The following is a 16106-nucleotide window of genomic DNA, read 5'->3' as shown; positions in this document are numbered from 1 at the left end:
CGATCGTTGGCATCGTGTTTGGCACGATTACCTTCTCGATCGTGAACCAGGGCATCTACTTCACGAGCATGGATCCCAACATCGGAAGCGTCATAATCGGCGCGCTTCTTTTGATCGCGGTGCTGACAAACGACACCTTCCGGCAGCTGGCCCTCAGCTATTCGTTGAAGAACGGGGGACCGTCATAATGGACGCAATCAAATCGGTACTGCGCCGTCCCGAGGCCGGCTCGATCCTCAGTCTCGTCGGCGTGGTGTTGTTCTTCGTTCTGTTCGGCGGCGCCAGTTTGGGCACGCTGGTTGGCGCGGCGAGTTGGGTCAATTTCGCGGCAAATCTCGGCATTGTCGCCATTCCCGTCGGGCTGCTGATGATCGCTGGCGAACTCGACATTTCGATCGGCGCGTTGATCCCCGCCGGTTCAATGACCACCGCCATCCTGACCGGCTACTACGGGCTGCCCATCTCGGTAGGAATCGCTGGGGCGCTGGCTGTCGGAGTGGCGGTCGGCCTGGTCAACGGCCTGCTCACGATCCGAACCTCGGTGCCTTCGCTGATCATCACGCTGGCCACGCTGGTCGCCATGCAGGGGGTGGTGCTAAGTGCCTCCGTGCTTCTGACCGGCAATGCCAGCGTTGCCCTAACGGCGCCGGACTGGGCGAAATTCCTCTTCGGACAGTTGATCGGTGGCAGTCACCAGGTCGTCATCGTCTGGTGGGTGGCGTTCGCCGCTGTCATAGGCTTCGCTCTTCACAAGACCCGCTACGGCAATTGGCTGTTTGCAATGGGCGGCGACAAGGTCAGCGCCCGCAACGCCGGCATTCCGACGAACCGCATGACAATTGCGCTGTTTGTGTTGTCCGCGGTCAGCGCCACTTTCGTCGGCATCTGCCAGGCGATCCTGTTCAATTCCGCCCAAGTCTCCGGCGGCATGAACTTCATCTTCAACGCCATCGTGTCCGTGGTGGTGGGCGGTGTGCTGCTTACCGGCGGTTTCGGTTCGGTTGTTGGTATCTTCGTCGGCACCATCACCTTCGCCATCGTCAGCCAGGGCATCTACTTCACCCAGATCGACCGAAACTGGTCGAACCTGATTATCGGTGTGATGCTCCTGCTGGCCGTGCTGATGAACCAGTCGTTCCGCGACTTGGCTCTGTATTTCAGACCGCGGAGCAAGCGAACCCTGCCGCGGGAGCCAGCAAACCCATGAGAAACGAGTTGCCACAGGAGCCGTGCCCAGCGGTCGCTTCGATCAACGAGCATCGTGCTTCTATGAACACGGTCGCCGATCAATCGCATCAGGCAAGCCGGTTCGCAGATGAAGAGTGAGCACGCCATGAACGACAAACCTGCCATTCTCGAGCTGAAAAGCGTCAACAAATCCTTCGGTCCGATCGATGTCCTGCACGATATTTCGCTGAGGGTGCGCGCCGGCGAAGTGCTTTGCCTTCTCGGCGACAACGGCGCCGGCAAGTCCACCCTCATCAAAACGTTGGCCGGTGTCCACAAGCCTAGCAGCGGCCAGATACTGATGGATGGTCAGCCAGTGACCTTCACTGGACCGAGTGAGGCGCAGGGACGGGGAATCGCCACGGTGCATCAGTTCGGCGGCACGTTCCCGCTGATGAGCATCGGGCGGTCCTTCTTCGTCGGCGTCGAGCCGACTAAAGGTTGGGGACCGTTCAAGATCTACGACCGCAAGCGCGCCAACGAGATCGCGGTGAAAGCGGTCCGGGATTTCGGAATTACCCGCATTGATGACGGTGACCGCCTGGTCGGCGGCCTGTCGGGCGGAGAGCGCCAGTCGCTTGCCATTGCCCGCGCTGTGTATTTTGGAGCGCGCGTGCTGATCCTGGATGAGCCGACCGCGGCGCTCGGCGTCAAGCAGGCCTCGCATGTGCTGCGTATCGTCAATGAGGCCAAGAAGCGTGGCTTGGCGGTGGTCTTCATCACCCATCAGGTCATGCACGCCATGACCGTCGGCGATCATTTCGCGGTGCTGATCCGCGGCGCCATCGCCGATGATTTCCGCAAGGGCCAAAGGTCCCGCGAGGAGATTACGGATCTGATGGCTGGCGGCGAAACGATGGCCGATCTGGAGGCTCAGGTCGAGGGGTTACATGGAAACCCATGAAAGGCATCCGCCGTCCTTCCAGGTGCTGGGGGGCCCAGCCGCTCGTTAGATTTCTTAAAAGGCGCCAACCAGGAGTGGCTCCATGCCGCCGAGTTGGCCGTTGCCCGTAAATTCGAAAAAGCAAAAGCAGGACAGAAATGACAATCCGCATTGCGGTGATCGGCGCCGGTTTGATGGGCGCGGATCATGCCAAGATAGTTGCCGAGGAACTGCCCGGCGCAACCCTTCAATTGGTCTGCGACATGGATGAGCAGCGCGCTCGTTCTGTTGCCGGCGCGTGTGGCGCTATCGACATTGCCACCGACCCCAAGGGCGCCATCACGCGGCAAGACGTGGACGCCGTGATCATTGCGAGTCCCGATTTCACGCATGCGCCGCTTTCGATGGCCTGCATTGCCGCCGGCAAGCGCGTCCTATGCGAAAAACCGCTGTCACAAGCGTCGGCTGACTGCATCGCGGTGATGGAAGCCGAACAGAAAGCGGGGGCGAAATTCGTCCAGCTCGGCTTCATGCGGCGTTACGACCGCTCCTATCAGGAAATGAAGCAAGCGCTCGATAATGGTCGTCTCGGCCGGGCGCTGATGATGCACAATTTTCACCGCAATGTTGAAACGCCTGCGGCCGACTTCACCGGTGCTATGGCCATCACCAATTCGGCCCCGCACGAATTCGATGTCGTGCGATATGTGCTCGGCACCGAATATGCTGCCATCTCCGCATTCCAGCCAAGCCGCTCGGACGCGCGTGTGGCACCTGTCGTCATGGTGCTGGAGACGGTGGACGGGCAGCTCGTCAACATCGAGATCAACAACAACGCCGCCTATGGCTATGACGTTCGCGCCGAGCTGATTGGCGAGAACGGCGCCGTGGCAACCAACAACGTTGCCTACACCCGCACGGAGTCAGCGCTTACCCAAAGCACAAACTACGACGCCGACTGGCGCACCCGCTATTACGATGCCTATCGCCGCCAGAACCGCGACTTCCTTCGCTTCGTCGTGACTGGTGAGTTCCCCACGACCGCCTCGGATTGCTGGGACGGCTACTGCGCCGCCGTCGTTGCCGAGGCTGGCGTGGTAGCGCTGAAGGAAGCCCGTCGTACGCCTGTCCAGATGATTGCAAAGCCGGAGTTCTACGCGTGAAGCTGGGTTTCGTTTCAGACAGTCTCGGTAATCTGCCGCTCGACGCCGTGCTAAATCATGCCAAGCGCATGGGGGTGTCCGGCATCGAGGTGAACACTTGCGGCTGGTCGACCGCCCCGCATTTCCGGCTTTCGTCCATGCTGGGTAACAGGGAAGCGCAGAAGCGGATTGCTGCAGCCTTCGAGGAACGCGGCCTGGAGATCATAAGCCTCAACGCCAACGGCAATCCGCTGCACCCAACCGATCCGGCCCAAGGCCAAGGCTTGAAAGACACGATCCGCGTGGCCGGCGAGATGGGCATTCGCACCGTCTGCACCATGAGCGGTCTGCCGGCAGGCAGCGCTAGCGACAGCATGCCGAACTGGGTCGTCTCGTCTTGGCCGACGGAAACGCAGACCATCCTTAGATATCAATGGGAAGATAAGCTGATACCCTTCTGGACCGAGATCGCGGCGCTGGCGAAGGAAAACGGTGTCGATCGCATCGCGCTCGAACTCCACGGCAATCAGTGCGTATACAACGTGCCCTCGCTCCTGAAACTGCGGCAAGCGGTCGGACCTGTCCTAGGCGCCAATCTCGACCCCTCGCACCTGTTCTGGATGGGCGCTGATCCTCTCGCTGCCGCCGACGCGCTAGGCGAGGCCGTCTATCACGTTCACGCCAAGGATACGATGCTCAACCGGCCGGTTCAGGCAACGACCTCGCTGCTTGAGAATGGGAGCCTGATGAACATTCCGGCACGGTCCTGGAGCTACATTACACTTGGGTTCGGGCACGGCGAGGAGTGGTGGCGGCAGTTCTGCTACCGACTCAGGATGGCTGGCTATGACGGCTGGCTTTCCATCGAGCACGAAGACGTCCTTCTGAATTCGCTGGAGGGACTCGAGAAGTCCGTCGCGCTGCTCCAGGGCGTGATGCCGTCCGCTCCCGCAGACTTCAAACCGCAAGATATCTGAGGAGAGAATCAATGCCCTGGGTTGACGCTTGTGCCGCTGACGAAATCGAAGCCGAGGAAGCCAAGCGCTTCGAGGAAGGCGGCCGTACCTTCGCCATCTTCCGCAACGACGCGGATGAATACTATTGTACAGACGGGCTTTGCACGCATGAGAAGATCCACCTCGCGGACGGTCTCGTCATGGGTAATACGGTGGAGTGCCCCAAGCACGCTTCCGTTTTCGACTTCACGACTGGCGAAGTAGAGACGCCCCCTGCCTGCGAGAACCTCAAAACTTACAAGACGAAGGTCGAGAACGGCCGCGTCATGGTCGAGGTTTGAGCCGTTATGAGCCAACCCTTCCAGTTGGCCGCCTGCGCCGAGATGCTTTGGCTTGATCGTCCGATGACTTGGCGCGTCGCACGTCTGCATGAGATGGGTTTCGGCGTCGGATTGTGGAATTGGCCGGACCATGACCTCGCAGCGCTCGAGAAGTCGGGGGCGACCTTCACTATTATGAACGGCTACCTCGAAGGAAGGCTCGCCGACGACGAGGGCGCCGACATGCTCTTGAAGTCCGCCCTAGAGACCGCAAGAGTCGGAAAGCGCCTCGGGATTGCCAGGCTCAACCTGCACGGCACCGGTCTCGGCGAAGGCGGCATTCCTATTGTGAAGTCTGAGGTCGAGACCGGCCCCATGTGGCTGAAGGCGCGGGATACGTTGAACCGCATCTGTGACATGGCCGAGGCCGAAGATGTCGTCTTCACGTTTGAAAACCTGAACCTGCTTGACCACCCGGGCTGCCCCTTCGGCTCGACGGCAGCGGTGCTGGCGTTGGTGTCATCTATCAATAGACCCCAACTGCGGATCAACCTCGACCTTTATCACACTCAGATCGGCGAGGGCGATATCGTGCGCTGGTGTCAGAAATGCCTGCCCTTCATCGGCGAGGTGCAGGTGGCCGATAATCCGGGTCGTTGCGAGCCGGCGACAGGCGAGATGAACTGGCCCAACATCGCGAGAGCTCTGTTCGACATGGGGTATCGCGGGCCGGTGGGTCTGGAAGCCTTTGCCCAAAACGATCCTGAGGCAGCGCTGGTCGCTTTCCGGCGAGCTTTTACGGTGTGAGCCATGCGGGGATGCTCATCGGCGCGACGCGGGGCGGGCGCCATGATCAAGGGCGGCAAGCTGTCCGACCATGCTTTCCGATCCGAGCGCCGCTCGCAGATTCCTTTCAAGTTCACCTGACCTGCAGTGGAGGCTGATTATGGGCATGTATCACAACCGTCCTCATGTCGAGGATATCCGAAAGATGAAGAGGAACGGACAGAAGATATCCATGCTCTTCGTCAGCACGCCCGACGAGGCAGCCGCCGCTGCCGCGGCAGGCATTCACATGCTCTCCATCGAGGGCCGATACTTTGACCAGGAAATGCGACAGGCAGCCGGCGACTGTTTCGTTCAGGTCGGTCTGCCTTACGGCGGCTGGGGCAGCTTTGCTGGCCGTCCGCTCGCTACGGCAGAGGACTATCTGCGTGCGGCTTTCCACTTTGCTGGCATTGGCGGCGACGCCTTCTACTGCTCCGCGTCCTACGACATCCAGAAGGCGCTCTGCGACAACCACCTCCCTGTCGTCGGGCATATCGGCCTGATCCCTTCGTACATCACCTGGACCGGTTGGCGCGCAGTCGGAAAGAGCGCGGAAGAAGCGATACGCCTCTGGCGGCACACCCAGAAACTCGAGGAGATCGGTGTCTTCGGGGCGGAACTGGAAGTCGTGCCCGACCGGGTGGCGAAATTCCTGACCGAAAACTCGTCACTGGTCATGCTTGGCATGGGCGCCGGCGAGCATGCAGATGCGCAATACCTCTTCACAGAGGATGTCTGCGGCTATGGCAAGAACCATAAGCCTCGGCACGGAAAGGTTTACCGGAACCTCGGCCCTGAGCTGCAGAAGATCCAAGACGAGCGCGTGGCGGCGTTCAGGGAATACAAAGCCGACGTCGATTCCGGGCGGTACCCCGGTTACGAGCACACAGTTCCGATTGGGGACGCTGACTTCGATAGCTTCATGCGAGCAGCCAAAGGGTGACAACCATGCGTGCGGGGCTATCCGATTGCTCAGGAGCGGGTGTCAGGCAAGTCGAAGTCCGCAACACGAAGGCGCCAACGCTTGCTGAACTCAAAATGCTGATTGCCAAGAGGGAGCTGATCCTTCCGGCGAAGTTGGAAACTCTCGCTCGCGTGATGTTTGCAGAGCCAGACTGCGTTGCCTTCGAAAATTCCGCCTCGATCGCTCGCCGGTGCAACGTGTCAACGACAACCTTATCTCGCCTCGCTCCGCGCCTTGGCTTCAGGTCTTTTAAAGAAATGCAGAACTGCTTCCGAAATCACATCCTTGATCGAAAGGCCCAGCGCAAGCCGAGCTGATAACTCGGCTACATCGATCACTCAGAAGTCAGACCCGCGCCTTGAGCAAGCCCGCGGCCCAAAGTTCAGCTTTCTAGCCCGGCGTACCCAGAAGCTGACTTTCCGCTTAGGCCCAATTTCAGTGATCCCGATTAGAGGCCAGTGGGGCCGTTCTTGAGAGCAATATATCGTTTCGGCGAGCGGCGATTGCCGATATCTCCGTCGCTCAGTAGGTTGGTCAAAGGGTGCAGTGGCGCGAAATCGACGCTGCATTGTGGGGCAGGGAAGGCGCATGTCTTGCCCCAATCAATGCCGTTGCGCGATAATTGGCATTCTGCTCACTACCACCCGTCACACCGCGATAGAGTCGGTGGCAGGGGAAACTCGTAAGCCACTGACTTTGGAGAGAATTTGGATCGAGGCGTAGAACATTGTGATCCAGCATGCCGTGGGGTGTCGAGCGGGATTGTTATGAGCCACCCGCGCCACTCCATATCTATCTGATAGTTAACGTGAAAATTGGGATAGCGAAGTTAGTGAGGGCGGTTTCTGGGGTGCGTAGGGAGCTCTATTCGACGAGGTTCACGATTGCTCATGTTCCTTCCCGTTGAGTCGATTTGTCGCGCGGCACTTAACAGTTTGCTGATTTGCCCATTGGTTTAGGTCGGCCACGGGATAGACGATGGACTTTCCAATCTTCACGAACGCTGGCCCGACGCGCATTGCTCGCCAGTTGGCCAATGTCCCGGTCGAGATAGCGCCGCGAAAACGTTCGCTCACTTCCTCCGGTGTCAGATAAAGTGGTTCCGTCATCTTCTACCTCAAACCAAGTCTCGGTTGGGATGATCGGGTCCGCGAATGATGAACGGAGACGACCTCCTACGCTCGGGGTCGACAAGGCAATCTTCATTGAGAACATCAGTCGATACCGGGGCGTCACGCATCTCTACGGCGACTTCGCGCAAGACTAAAAGGGGGTTCTGACCACGGTAGGACCATCTCGGGCTGCCGGCTAGAAAAAGGCCGGAAGGAAGCGCGATCATTAGTCTGATGCTCCGGGCAGGATCAACCAGCAGGGCCCTCCGAAGGCAGAGGTCACAGGTTCGAATCCTGTCGGGTGCGCCAAGGTTTTCAATCACTTACGTCCTTTTCACGGGCTGACCTCTGGGCCGTCCCACACTGCCTTCCCACATAAACGGCTTTTGGCAAGTTGGAAACGTCAGGGGCGTGGCTCCGGCGAGCGAAGATCGGCACCTGCGGGGAACGGGAACCAAAGAGGTGACGGTTCGTTCACTTGTTTCGGTTATTTCGGATATTGCGATTGTTGATTCGCGGTGCTATATCCGTTGAACACAGGGAAGACGACCATGACAACGCTGCTCGAACGACCGATATTGCCTTCGGCCGACGACGCCGAATTGGCTGCGCAGGCCAGCCGCCACCTTTCTAGAGCCAAACACGAGGGCGCTGAATTGCGCGTTCAAGTGGATGGAGGAGAGATGCTGCGCCTTCCTAAGGCAGTGAATGATCTTCTCTATCATTTGCTGACCGAAATGGCGCAGGGTAACGCCGTTACCCTGTTCCCAATCCATGCCGAACTGACGACACAGGAAGCCGCTGACTATCTGAACGTGTCACGTCCTTATCTTGTTCGACTTCTCGAGGAGGGCAAGGTGAAGTTCCACATGGTAGGAACTCATCGTCGAGTTAAGTTCCGTGATTTAGATGCGTTCCGCAAGTCAACTGAGGAAGAGCGTCAGCGTGTAATGGACGAACTAGCTGCCCAAGCGCAAGACTTGGGGATGGGCTATTAGGAAGTCCAGTTACACCGTCATTCTTGACGCCTGCGCACTGTACCCAGCCCCGCTGCGAGACTTCCTCATGGAGCTCGCAGCGGGAGGGCTGTTCCGTGCGAAATGGACCGAGCGCATTCATGACGAATGGATTCGTAACGTCCTTAATGACCGCAAGGACCTTAAGCCAGAGCAGTTGTTGCGGACGAAGCAGCTGATGAATCAGGCTGTACCTGACTGCTCGGTCGAAGGCTACGAGGATCTGATCGAAGGCCTGAAGCTCCCAGACGGTGATGACAGACATGTTCTTGCAGCCGCCATCCACACGGCTTGCGACGCCATCATCACTTTCAATCTAAAAGACTTTCCGCGAGACTACCTAGCGAAGTTCCAGCTAGAGCTCCTGCATCCGGACGAATTTCTGTTCCATCAGTTCGGGCTGAATACAGCTGCGGTCGTTGTGGCGGCGCAACGCTGTCGCGCGCGCTTGAAAAACCCTCCTAGGACGGCAGAGGAATACCTCGACACCCTCGAACGGCAAGGGCTCACCAAAACCGTGGCCGAACTCCGACACTACGCCGCCGTCATTTAGTCGCAGCCGTTCGCACTCGGCACATTAACACAGCGTCTCGCATGCCACGCCGTCGCTATCGCGGTCCAACTTTCCACCCCAGGAGCAGTTGCTAAGATACCATTGGGCCTCGTCGCACGAACTGATCTGCTTGCACGTTCGCCGCGGCTCGCATGAGTAACCGTTCTGCGCGACCAACTTGCGGCTGACGAGGCCAAGCGGCTGGCTGGGCGTCGCCCTATCGGCGTGCGCCGCCCGCCACTCCCAGGGCGCCTGAAACGTTCCGACCCACAGACCGACCTTCGCCGCCTTTGCCTTTGCTTGCTGCTCCGCGTACGCGCCGTGGCTGTAGCGCGGCCAATCCAGCGCCTGGCCGTTCTCGACCATCCATGAGGCGACACTGGAGCCGTCCGCCCGCCAGCAATCGCCGACAAAGCGGCCGTAGCGGTCCCAAGTGACGAAACTGCATTGCACCGGCCTCGAGGCGGCCAGGAACGTGTCCAGCGCGTTAGCGGCCCGTCGCCCGCAGGAATACTCAGAACCGTTCGCGTCGTTGCAGTACTGCCGGCTCTCGGGCGCATCGATGCCGTTGAAGCGGATGCGCTGGCCGTGGATCTCGATCGTATCGCCATCGATGACAGACGCGACACCGGCGATCGGCGCCGGCTTTGAACCGATCCAGTTTGATACGTTGAGCTCGGGCACAGGATCGCTATGCTGCATGACGAACTGCGTCACGTAGGCTGCCATCGCCGCCAAGGCCACGAACACGAGCCGCTTCGGAACGCCAGCCAGTTGGCGCACGCGCCCCGGCTTACGCCACTGGTCGGTTCGACCATTATAGCGAGACTTGCCCAACCCCTGTCTCCTCTTGAGGGGCAGAGTGCTTCTAATTGACGGCCAAGTCTAGAGCCGACGGCGGTCGGGTTCTTGGCCGGCGCACCGCACTGACCCAGGAACGCCACCGCTTCTCTGATCGTTGACTGCTTTTATTGAGCCGCGGTCATGCCATCTACCTCGATCCGCAAAACGGAATATGATCCCGGCAGCAAAACCCTCTCGGTGTGGTTCGTGGCCAGCGGAAAAGGGTACGTATTCGAGGACGTCCCACCGGAAACTTACGCCGCGTTCCGAGCTGCATTCGCCAAGGGCCGCTACTTCGACGACCATATCCGCAATCACTTCCGTTACCGAGATCGGTATGGCATCCGATCTGCCCGCGTCTCCTCCCTCCAGAGACGCGGGCTTTGAGGTTCGCGGAACCGAAACGTTCAAAGTTTATTGAATCGGGTTGGTGTGGCGTGGAGTTTGTATGAACGGGGCGAGGCTGGCGTTTATCCGTCCGATGGAGCCCAAGCTGGTCGCAAAGCCACCCGAGGGTGAACACTGGATTCACGAGATCAAGCTCGATGGCTACCGAACCCAGATCATCTTAAACAGCCCTGACGATATTCGCGCCTTCAGCAGCAGCGGAGCGGATTGGACGAGGAAATACACCGGCATCATCGAGGCGGCGCGGGATCTCGACGTCAAGAGCGCGATCTTTGAGGGCGAGGCGGTCGTCACGGGCGTGAATGGCCTGCCCGATTTCGACGCACTACAGAAAGCCGTACACAGCGATCGCTACGCCACGATCCTCGGCGCCTTCGACATCATGCATCTTGACGGCCACGATCTGCGCGACGTTGGCTGCAAGGCGCGCCGGGAAATTTTATTTGGCATCATCAAGCCGAACAGCCGCATCCAGTTCAGCGAGGCTCTACCCGGTGATGCCAAGTCGATTTTCTACCTCGCTGACCAGGCTGGCCTTGAAGGGATCGTCTCCAAGCGCGCCGACAGCCCGTATCGGAGTGGCCCGACGTTGAATTGGCTGAAGACTAAGAGCTGGACGGTCGAGGAATTCGAACTGCTCGGCGTCGAGCGCGAGCCGGGCAAGGCGGCGTTCGCCTTGCTCGCGCATCCCGACGCCGGAAAGTATGTCGGTTCAGCCTTCATCTCGTTGGGGCGCGACATGAAGGAGCGGCTGTGGAAGCGGGTCAAGGAACATGCCGGCCCACCTCCGGGCGGCATCAAGAAGCGACCGGCGACGCTGTGGGTTGAGCCAGGCGTGAAGCTACGGATCAAGCATCTTCGTGGCGAGCACAGGTATATACGCCACGCTTCGCTGCTTGGCTTCGGCGACGATCCGGAGCGTCCGGGGAGATAAGGGCTCGCCTGCCAAATCCAGCAATGGCCGGCGGGCCCCCATCAGCGCAATGAAGGGACTTTTCTTGCTCCGATTTCTCCTTTCGGAGATGACGCTACCAACTATGAATGGGATGCGGCAGTTCCCGACGCCGCCCGTGCACCGGACCATTGAGCAGTCAGGTCAGACTTGGGTCCCGATGATCGGAGCGACGGTGCTGGGGCGCACCTCAATTGGGGCAGCGGGTCAGTCGCTCGACCGTCTCAATAATCGCCTTTGCCAGCGCCTCGCCCTCATGCACCGGCAGCGGTCCATAGAGCGTTGACCGCCTGCTCGCTCGGCAGCACGCCGGCGGGGCAGGTTAGCTCGATCGCTATGCGAACGAGCTGCAGGCCGGTTCTTTCGCGTGCTTGGCTTTTGCCCGCGAATGCGGGACTGTCCTGATCGTCGGCTTGTTCCAATCGAACCACCTGCTAGTTACTCCGATCTCATCCCGCTTCTTGGAAAACGGGTTCGCACCCGACGTGATGGGGGGTAAGATGCGGTTTTCGGAGGAATTGATGCATTACACACTCCATGCTGCGCCAGGCTCTTGCTCTTTTGCACCTCACATCGTCATGGAGGAGATTGGAAGGCCCTATTCGCTGGCGTTGATGTCGCCAGGCCATCCCGAAGCCAAGACCGACGAATTTCACCGCTTAAACCCGAAAGGGCGAATCCCTGTTCTCATTGCCGACAATTTCACTCTCACTGAAGCGCCGGCAATCTTATTTCACCTGGCCCTGACGAATCCAGACGCGCGGCTCCTGGGAGCGGATGCAGAAAATATCATCCGTTCCATCGAATGGTTTAACTGGCTATCGAGTGCGGTTCACGCGGTCGCCGTCCGAATGATCTGGCGCGCCGACTTTTTCTTACCGGATCAATCGATGTACGAGCCCTTGATTCATAAAGGAAAGGAGCACTTGGCTTCTGCGTTTGCCCTTATAGAATCCAAGTTGACGGACCGAGATTGGGCCGTAGGAGAGTCCTATTCAATTGTTGATCCGTATTTGCTCGTATTCTACAGGTGGGGAAATCGTATGGCCGTTGACATGCGAAATACCTACCCAGCTTGGACCTCTCATGCACGTCGGTTGGAGGAGCGAGCGGCTGTGCAACGAGCCTTAACGCAAGAGGGAATATCCCTCTGGGAGTAGCTGTCGCGTTGCCGAATCCAAAAATTCACAAGACCATCGATCCTACGCGGTCGTGCTTAAATGTCTGGTAGCGTTGTTTAGCGGGAAACCAACGCTACGGCCTCATAAATGTAGTTCTCGTCCATCGTCAGGATACTGGCGCTGCGGTGGCGATCGTCAAGGCCGGCCAGCACGCATCATCGCGCGCGCGATGGCGAGCTGCGCCTCGACTTTGGCGTTTTCCTTCTGCGTCATGTTGTCGGCCGCGATCAGCCGCCGAAGCGACCGCATGATTTCGCCGCGCGTCCAACCTGCTTCGGGCATGCAATCAATGATCGCCTGAAAGCCTGGCTCCATCGCCTCCTGGCAATCGATCTCGCGGTCGGCATATTCGCCCTGTCGTCTCGGCGGCGTGATCATGCTCGCTCCCTAGAGATACGCTTCGCCGTCCGCACCATGTTCAAAACAGAACCAGTGCGACGGCTGTTTGGGCTTGGCGAAGCACCATCCTGCATCCTTGCCACAGTCGGGACGCTCGCACCTATGGTGCTGAATGCCAGGCCGCGTGACGGGCTCTATTGCGCCGGGAAGGCGGATCAGGTCGTCGCTCATCGGTAGTTTCTCGGCTTAGGTTGGTTCGAAAGATTCCATAGCCGGTCTTGACGATCAAGGAAATGTTCCTTTTCTGTTCTCATGGCGCACGATCCGATCGACACGCTGGGCAAGGCGACCCGACACAATATGCTCGTCAAGGCCGAATGCAGCTGCGGCAATGTCCGCTACTGCCGCTCGGCCGATCTCATGATGGTCTATGGCGGCGGCGCCGATCCGCTGAAGCTCAAATTCGACTGCAGCCGCTGCAAGCCAACAGTGAAGATCACCTTGCTCGAGATTCACCCCGAGCATCTGCCGAAGCGCCTGATGATCCACAAGCCGATGAAGATTGACGGCAAGATCGTCTGGCATACGGAACGGTTTAGGGCATGACTAGCGATGCTGACCTGAATGGGTTGGCCGGCGCCGCTGGGATTGGGGCCTGACAGGCGACCGGCTAGACAAAGATAAGCGACGTCCCGCCATTAGCGGACGCGCTGGCCGCGATGCGCGCCTGAATACGCGCCCAATCCGCATCAAGGACTGTCTGCGGATCACGACCTGAAACTTCCAGGTTCTCCACCCAGCCACGATAGAGCTTCATTTGGTTTGCTGCTGTTACCTGCGCAGGCACAAAGGCAAGTAGCGCGCCGGGAGTGATGCCAAACTGGGGCCTCTTTGCCGAGAAGTCTCCAGTGTTTGCAATTCCAACCGCGCCAGTGGCTATCTTGGAACCAAGCGCCGACTTGACGCGTAAGCCACGCCCGGCAGCATTTCGCCAGAACGCCAGTTGGCACATCTGGCCAAAAATCGTGCTGTCGGCAGTGACACCCAGCGAGTCGATAGTGCCCGCACCGCATGTGCGGATCGCTGGGGTCGACGTCGACCGCGCTGACGACCACGCGACGGTTCTTCTTAAGAAGCCAGTCAAAGGTGGTGTGCCCATTGCCTTAGCTATGGCGCCGATGCCAAAAGACCAACCGATCATTACGATTTCCGGCTATCAGGATATTGCGAGGAAGGAGATAGACAACCGAGACGCCGTGGTCCAAGCCTGTGCCGTCCGCGACGTTGAATTTTCGCAAGGTGATTGGAATAGGCCGACGGTTTACCATTCCGATTGCGACTTGCACCCAGGCATGTCGGGAGGAGCAGTTATCGTCAAGTCCGAAAGTGGCTTGAACGCCGTGGCTTTGATGATCGAAAGCGGATTGGAGAAATTGAACGGACTTGACTACGATCTTCGGACTGGAAGTTACGGGTCCATGACCGGCCTGGATAACACGTTCCTTTCCGACATCATGGATTTGCGCAAGGCCACTCCGAAGAAAAAGGGAGTGGTCTGGAGCCACTCTCCAGCAAACCGGCCTCCATCGGCGGGGGCCCAATGTGTGACCCGCAGCAAGTTGATCACGCATACCGCGACGGGCAGCTTTCTGTCGTTGCATTTTCACAGCGATTGCGCAACGTCCATCCAATGCACACTGTCAGGCAGCTACAGACTGGCTCGGAGGCTGTTCGATCGATTTGATGACAGTTTTACCCTGGCGGTCGGGGAAACCAACACGCGCAAGTTCTACGGCGTGAACTCGGAGATGGAGGAGTACGATCAGTTTCGGTGCGAGGCAGTGGGCACTACTCCACCCGCCGAGCAAAGCAAGGGTGTGCATGCGGAGCAAACCGAGGCTCAGCCGGCCGAGCCAAGCAAGGTTACGCCGAAAAAGGTCAAGACCGTGACTATCAGGACCGGCGAATGTGCAAACAAACAGAATTGCGTTTCCAATAACTCCACGCCCGGAACGTCGAACAGCAAGTAATGTGTTCGAAGCGAATTAGAGTGTGCTATGGGATTTCATGCTCTTGGTTGCAAAGACAGCCAATTGGGCACTCGTTCCCTAGCGATTGTGCACGAGACGATCTCGCTGGTGAAAGTGATAGGCGGAAAAACAGGTTCCGAAACGCTAACCACTTGCGGTCGCATTAGTATGGCTTGGTCGTGGAACGCAAAGGCTGACCCGATTTCGTCCCGCGATGCGGTACAGTTAGAGATCAAGCAAAACGTCGCCATGTGGGCGGCTGCAGCACGCTAGGATGTAGCCTGCCGATTGATCCTCCAAGGTCAGCCCGCCTAGGTCATCCATGACGACTTCGCCGGACAGCTTGGCGATCCGGCACGTACCGCAAATTCCCTGCTGGCAGGCGGTGGGGATGTGGACGCCACATTGGCGCGCCGCTTCCAGCAGGGTCTCTCCGGGCGCACAGTGATGCGCAATGCCGGAGCGGGCGAAGCGGACCGAAGACGAAATCTTTGAAGCCAGTTCCGAACGCGAACCGTTGCCGCCTCCGAAGCTCTCCTCATGAAACTGTGAAGGGGCGAGGCCGATTGCCTCCAGGCACCGGCGTGCCGCCTTCATGTAGGATTCCGGCCCACAGGCGAAAACGGTCCGGCTGTGAAGATCGGGAACCAGATTCAGGAGCATTTGACTGCTAATGCGTCCAGTTGGACCCGTCCAGGCTGGGTCTTCCTGACGGCAAATGCAAGTCACTTGAACATTGGGAAAGCGAGCGGCAAGTGCGTCCAGTTCGAGCCGAAAGATGATGTCGTCCGGCGTTTTCGCACTGTGAATGAAGTGGATATCCTGGGCGGCTGCGCGGTCGGTAAGTGCCCGCAACATAGACATGACGGGAGTTATCCCGCTGCCACCTGAAAGGAAGAGGGACTTTCCATGCGGCAGATCGTCGAGATTGAACGAGCCGAGCGGCCCTTCGATCTCGATCGCATCGCCCGGCATCAAATTGTCATGGAGCCAATTCGAAACGAGCCCGCCCGGCGTCCGTTTCACGGTAATCTGAAGGTCGAGCGGTCGCGTCGGTGGTGACGAAACAGAGTAGGAGCGCGTCACCGCGGCACCGTCGATCCTCAGGTGCACCAGAACATACTGGCCAGCGCTGAAGCAGAAGATTCGATCTGAAGCGGGTGTGAGAACGAATGTTTTCACATCGTGCGTTTCGTCGATCACGCGCCGGCAGTGCACAAGCTGCGGTGTGGTCTGTGCCCACTGCCGGTGACGCTTTGTTGGGACGAAGCCGGAGGCTGCAAAGGCCGCGTTTGCATTCATCATTCAACTCAGGTTTGGAGTCGAGCCAAGATGCCATTTCAAACCCCGCT

Annotated in this window: 19 protein-coding genes and 2 pseudogenes; 15 read left to right on the top strand and 6 right to left on the bottom strand. The window is 58.9% G+C overall.

Annotated elements, in window-relative coordinates; all coding sequences use genetic code 11:
- The 8 genes and pseudogenes from NKH29_RS24790 to NKH29_RS24755 all read left to right on the top strand — a co-directional run.
- A pseudogene (locus tag NKH29_RS24790) lies at window positions 1-188 on the top strand (ABC transporter permease); the annotation flags it as partial.
- On the top strand, window positions 188-1207 hold the full coding sequence (locus NKH29_RS24785) for an ABC transporter permease (protein WP_353000776.1): 1020 nt from the start codon (window positions 188-190) through the stop codon (window positions 1205-1207). The pseudogene NKH29_RS24790 and the gene NKH29_RS24785, both read left to right, overlap by 1 nt.
- Before the next feature lie 126 nt (window positions 1208-1333).
- A pseudogene (locus tag NKH29_RS24780) lies at window positions 1334-2180 on the top strand (ATP-binding cassette domain-containing protein).
- A gap of 88 nt (window positions 2181-2268) precedes the next feature.
- A complete protein-coding gene (locus NKH29_RS24775) occupies window positions 2269-3273 on the top strand; it encodes a Gfo/Idh/MocA family oxidoreductase (protein WP_353000774.1) in 1005 nt (334 codons plus the stop codon).
- Window positions 3270-4229, top strand: a complete 960-nt coding sequence (locus NKH29_RS24770; protein WP_353000772.1) for a sugar phosphate isomerase/epimerase family protein — start codon at window positions 3270-3272, stop codon at window positions 4227-4229. The genes NKH29_RS24775 and NKH29_RS24770 overlap by 4 nt, the downstream gene beginning before the upstream one ends.
- A gap of 11 nt (window positions 4230-4240) precedes the next feature.
- A complete protein-coding gene (locus NKH29_RS24765; RefSeq protein WP_352790324.1) occupies window positions 4241-4549 on the top strand; it encodes a MocE family 2Fe-2S type ferredoxin in 309 nt (102 codons plus the stop codon).
- 6 nt (window positions 4550-4555) lie between these two features.
- Window positions 4556-5335, top strand: coding sequence for a TIM barrel protein (locus NKH29_RS24760; protein WP_353000770.1), 780 nt, complete (start codon window positions 4556-4558; stop codon window positions 5333-5335).
- Window positions 5336-5474: 139 nt separating this feature from the next.
- The gene (locus NKH29_RS24755; protein ID WP_352790330.1) at window positions 5475-6299 is read left to right on the top strand and encodes a 3-methyl-2-oxobutanoate hydroxymethyltransferase; all 825 of its coding nucleotides are present in this window, start codon (window positions 5475-5477) and stop codon (window positions 6297-6299) included.
- 899 nt (window positions 6300-7198) lie between these two features.
- Here NKH29_RS24755 and NKH29_RS24750 read toward each other — a convergent pair.
- Window positions 7199-7429 carry a helix-turn-helix domain-containing protein gene (locus NKH29_RS24750; protein ID WP_095521422.1) on the bottom strand — a complete coding sequence of 77 codons (231 nt, stop codon included), beginning with the start codon at window positions 7427-7429 and terminating at the stop codon, window positions 7199-7201.
- A gap of 554 nt (window positions 7430-7983) precedes the next feature.
- On the opposite strand from NKH29_RS24750, the gene NKH29_RS24745 reads away from it, so the two are divergent.
- Both NKH29_RS24745 and NKH29_RS24740 read left to right on the top strand, forming a co-directional pair.
- The gene (locus tag NKH29_RS24745; RefSeq protein WP_352496483.1) at window positions 7984-8430 is read left to right on the top strand and encodes a helix-turn-helix domain-containing protein; all 447 of its coding nucleotides are present in this window, start codon (window positions 7984-7986) and stop codon (window positions 8428-8430) included.
- Complete coding sequence (locus NKH29_RS24740; RefSeq protein ID WP_352516125.1) at window positions 8396-9001, top strand: PIN domain-containing protein; 606 nt, start codon at window positions 8396-8398, stop codon at window positions 8999-9001. The genes NKH29_RS24745 and NKH29_RS24740 overlap by 35 nt, the downstream gene beginning before the upstream one ends.
- A 24-nt stretch (window positions 9002-9025) precedes the next feature.
- On the opposite strand, the gene NKH29_RS24735 is transcribed toward NKH29_RS24740, so the two are convergent.
- Window positions 9026-9838: a thermonuclease family protein gene (locus NKH29_RS24735; RefSeq protein ID WP_352590882.1), complete on the bottom strand. Its 813-nt coding sequence runs from the start codon at window positions 9836-9838 to the stop codon at window positions 9026-9028.
- A 147-nt stretch (window positions 9839-9985) separates the two neighbouring features.
- Between NKH29_RS24735 and NKH29_RS24730 the strand changes: the two genes are divergently transcribed.
- From NKH29_RS24730 to NKH29_RS24720, 3 genes are all read left to right on the top strand, one after another.
- On the top strand, window positions 9986-10231 hold the full coding sequence (locus tag NKH29_RS24730) for a KTSC domain-containing protein (RefSeq protein ID WP_353000768.1): 246 nt from the start codon (window positions 9986-9988) through the stop codon (window positions 10229-10231).
- A gap of 61 nt (window positions 10232-10292) precedes the next feature.
- On the top strand, window positions 10293-11186 hold the full coding sequence (locus tag NKH29_RS24725) for an ATP-dependent DNA ligase (protein WP_353000766.1): 894 nt from the start codon (window positions 10293-10295) through the stop codon (window positions 11184-11186).
- A 539-nt stretch (window positions 11187-11725) separates the two neighbouring features.
- Window positions 11726-12364 (top strand): glutathione S-transferase family protein, encoded by a 639-nt coding sequence (locus NKH29_RS24720; RefSeq protein WP_352496487.1) that lies wholly within the window; start codon window positions 11726-11728, stop codon window positions 12362-12364.
- A 156-nt stretch (window positions 12365-12520) separates the two neighbouring features.
- On the opposite strand, the gene NKH29_RS24715 is transcribed toward NKH29_RS24720, so the two are convergent.
- Both NKH29_RS24715 and NKH29_RS24710 read right to left on the bottom strand, forming a co-directional pair.
- Window positions 12521-12763 carry a hypothetical protein gene (locus NKH29_RS24715; protein WP_353000764.1) on the bottom strand — a complete coding sequence of 81 codons (243 nt, stop codon included), beginning with the start codon at window positions 12761-12763 and terminating at the stop codon, window positions 12521-12523.
- A 9-nt stretch (window positions 12764-12772) separates the two neighbouring features.
- Window positions 12773-12955, bottom strand: a complete 183-nt coding sequence (locus NKH29_RS24710) for a hypothetical protein (protein WP_352496489.1) — start codon at window positions 12953-12955, stop codon at window positions 12773-12775.
- Between the two features lie 81 nt (window positions 12956-13036).
- On the opposite strand from NKH29_RS24710, the gene NKH29_RS24705 reads away from it, so the two are divergent.
- Window positions 13037-13330, top strand: coding sequence for a hypothetical protein (locus NKH29_RS24705; protein WP_352496490.1), 294 nt, complete (start codon window positions 13037-13039; stop codon window positions 13328-13330).
- A 64-nt stretch (window positions 13331-13394) separates the two neighbouring features.
- Here the strand turns inward: NKH29_RS24705 and NKH29_RS24700 are convergent, their stop codons facing one another.
- Window positions 13395-13541: a hypothetical protein gene (locus NKH29_RS24700; protein WP_352496491.1), complete on the bottom strand. Its 147-nt coding sequence runs from the start codon at window positions 13539-13541 to the stop codon at window positions 13395-13397.
- 55 nt (window positions 13542-13596) lie between these two features.
- On the opposite strand from NKH29_RS24700, the gene NKH29_RS24695 reads away from it, so the two are divergent.
- Window positions 13597-14754, top strand: a complete 1158-nt coding sequence (locus NKH29_RS24695; RefSeq protein ID WP_353000762.1) for a S1 family serine peptidase — start codon at window positions 13597-13599, stop codon at window positions 14752-14754.
- Between the two features lie 225 nt (window positions 14755-14979).
- On the opposite strand, the gene NKH29_RS24690 is transcribed toward NKH29_RS24695, so the two are convergent.
- Complete coding sequence (locus tag NKH29_RS24690) at window positions 14980-16059, bottom strand: FAD-binding oxidoreductase (protein ID WP_353000760.1); 1080 nt, start codon at window positions 16057-16059, stop codon at window positions 14980-14982.
- Between the last annotated feature and the right edge of the window lie 47 nt (window positions 16060-16106).

The organism is Mesorhizobium sp. M1295 (assembly GCF_040318135.1).
Classification (GTDB): domain Bacteria; phylum Pseudomonadota; class Alphaproteobacteria; order Rhizobiales; family Rhizobiaceae; genus Mesorhizobium.
Note: the sequence above shows the minus strand (reverse complement) of the source record. Positions and strands in the feature narration are given on the sequence as shown.

What these genes read in the sequence shown, in the direction of transcription:
- NKH29_RS24785 (WP_353000776.1), top strand. Translation starts at nt 188, where the DNA reads ATGGACGCAATCAAATCGGTACTGCGCCGTCCCGAGGCCGGCTCGATC.
- NKH29_RS24775 (WP_353000774.1), top strand. Translation starts at nt 2,269, where the DNA reads ATGACAATCCGCATTGCGGTGATCGGCGCCGGTTTGATGGGCGCGGAT.
- NKH29_RS24765 (WP_352790324.1), top strand. Translation starts at nt 4,241, where the DNA reads ATGCCCTGGGTTGACGCTTGTGCCGCTGACGAAATCGAAGCCGAGGAA.
- NKH29_RS24760 (WP_353000770.1), top strand. Translation starts at nt 4,556, where the DNA reads ATGAGCCAACCCTTCCAGTTGGCCGCCTGCGCCGAGATGCTTTGGCTT.
- NKH29_RS24755 (WP_352790330.1), top strand. Translation starts at nt 5,475, where the DNA reads ATGGGCATGTATCACAACCGTCCTCATGTCGAGGATATCCGAAAGATG.
- NKH29_RS24750 (WP_095521422.1), bottom strand. Translation starts at nt 7,429, where the DNA reads ATGACGGAACCACTTTATCTGACACCGGAGGAAGTGAGCGAACGTTTT.
- NKH29_RS24745 (WP_352496483.1), top strand. Translation starts at nt 7,984, where the DNA reads ATGACAACGCTGCTCGAACGACCGATATTGCCTTCGGCCGACGACGCC.
- NKH29_RS24730 (WP_353000768.1), top strand. Translation starts at nt 9,986, where the DNA reads ATGCCATCTACCTCGATCCGCAAAACGGAATATGATCCCGGCAGCAAA.
- NKH29_RS24725 (WP_353000766.1), top strand. Translation starts at nt 10,293, where the DNA reads ATGAACGGGGCGAGGCTGGCGTTTATCCGTCCGATGGAGCCCAAGCTG.
- NKH29_RS24720 (WP_352496487.1), top strand. Translation starts at nt 11,726, where the DNA reads ATGCATTACACACTCCATGCTGCGCCAGGCTCTTGCTCTTTTGCACCT.
- NKH29_RS24715 (WP_353000764.1), bottom strand. Translation starts at nt 12,763, where the DNA reads ATGATCACGCCGCCGAGACGACAGGGCGAATATGCCGACCGCGAGATC.
- NKH29_RS24710 (WP_352496489.1), bottom strand. Translation starts at nt 12,955, where the DNA reads ATGAGCGACGACCTGATCCGCCTTCCCGGCGCAATAGAGCCCGTCACG.
- NKH29_RS24705 (WP_352496490.1), top strand. Translation starts at nt 13,037, where the DNA reads ATGGCGCACGATCCGATCGACACGCTGGGCAAGGCGACCCGACACAAT.
- NKH29_RS24700 (WP_352496491.1), bottom strand. Translation starts at nt 13,541, where the DNA reads ATGAAGCTCTATCGTGGCTGGGTGGAGAACCTGGAAGTTTCAGGTCGT.
- NKH29_RS24695 (WP_353000762.1), top strand. Translation starts at nt 13,597, where the DNA reads ATGCCAAACTGGGGCCTCTTTGCCGAGAAGTCTCCAGTGTTTGCAATT.
- NKH29_RS24690 (WP_353000760.1), bottom strand. Translation starts at nt 16,059, where the DNA reads ATGATGAATGCAAACGCGGCCTTTGCAGCCTCCGGCTTCGTCCCAACA.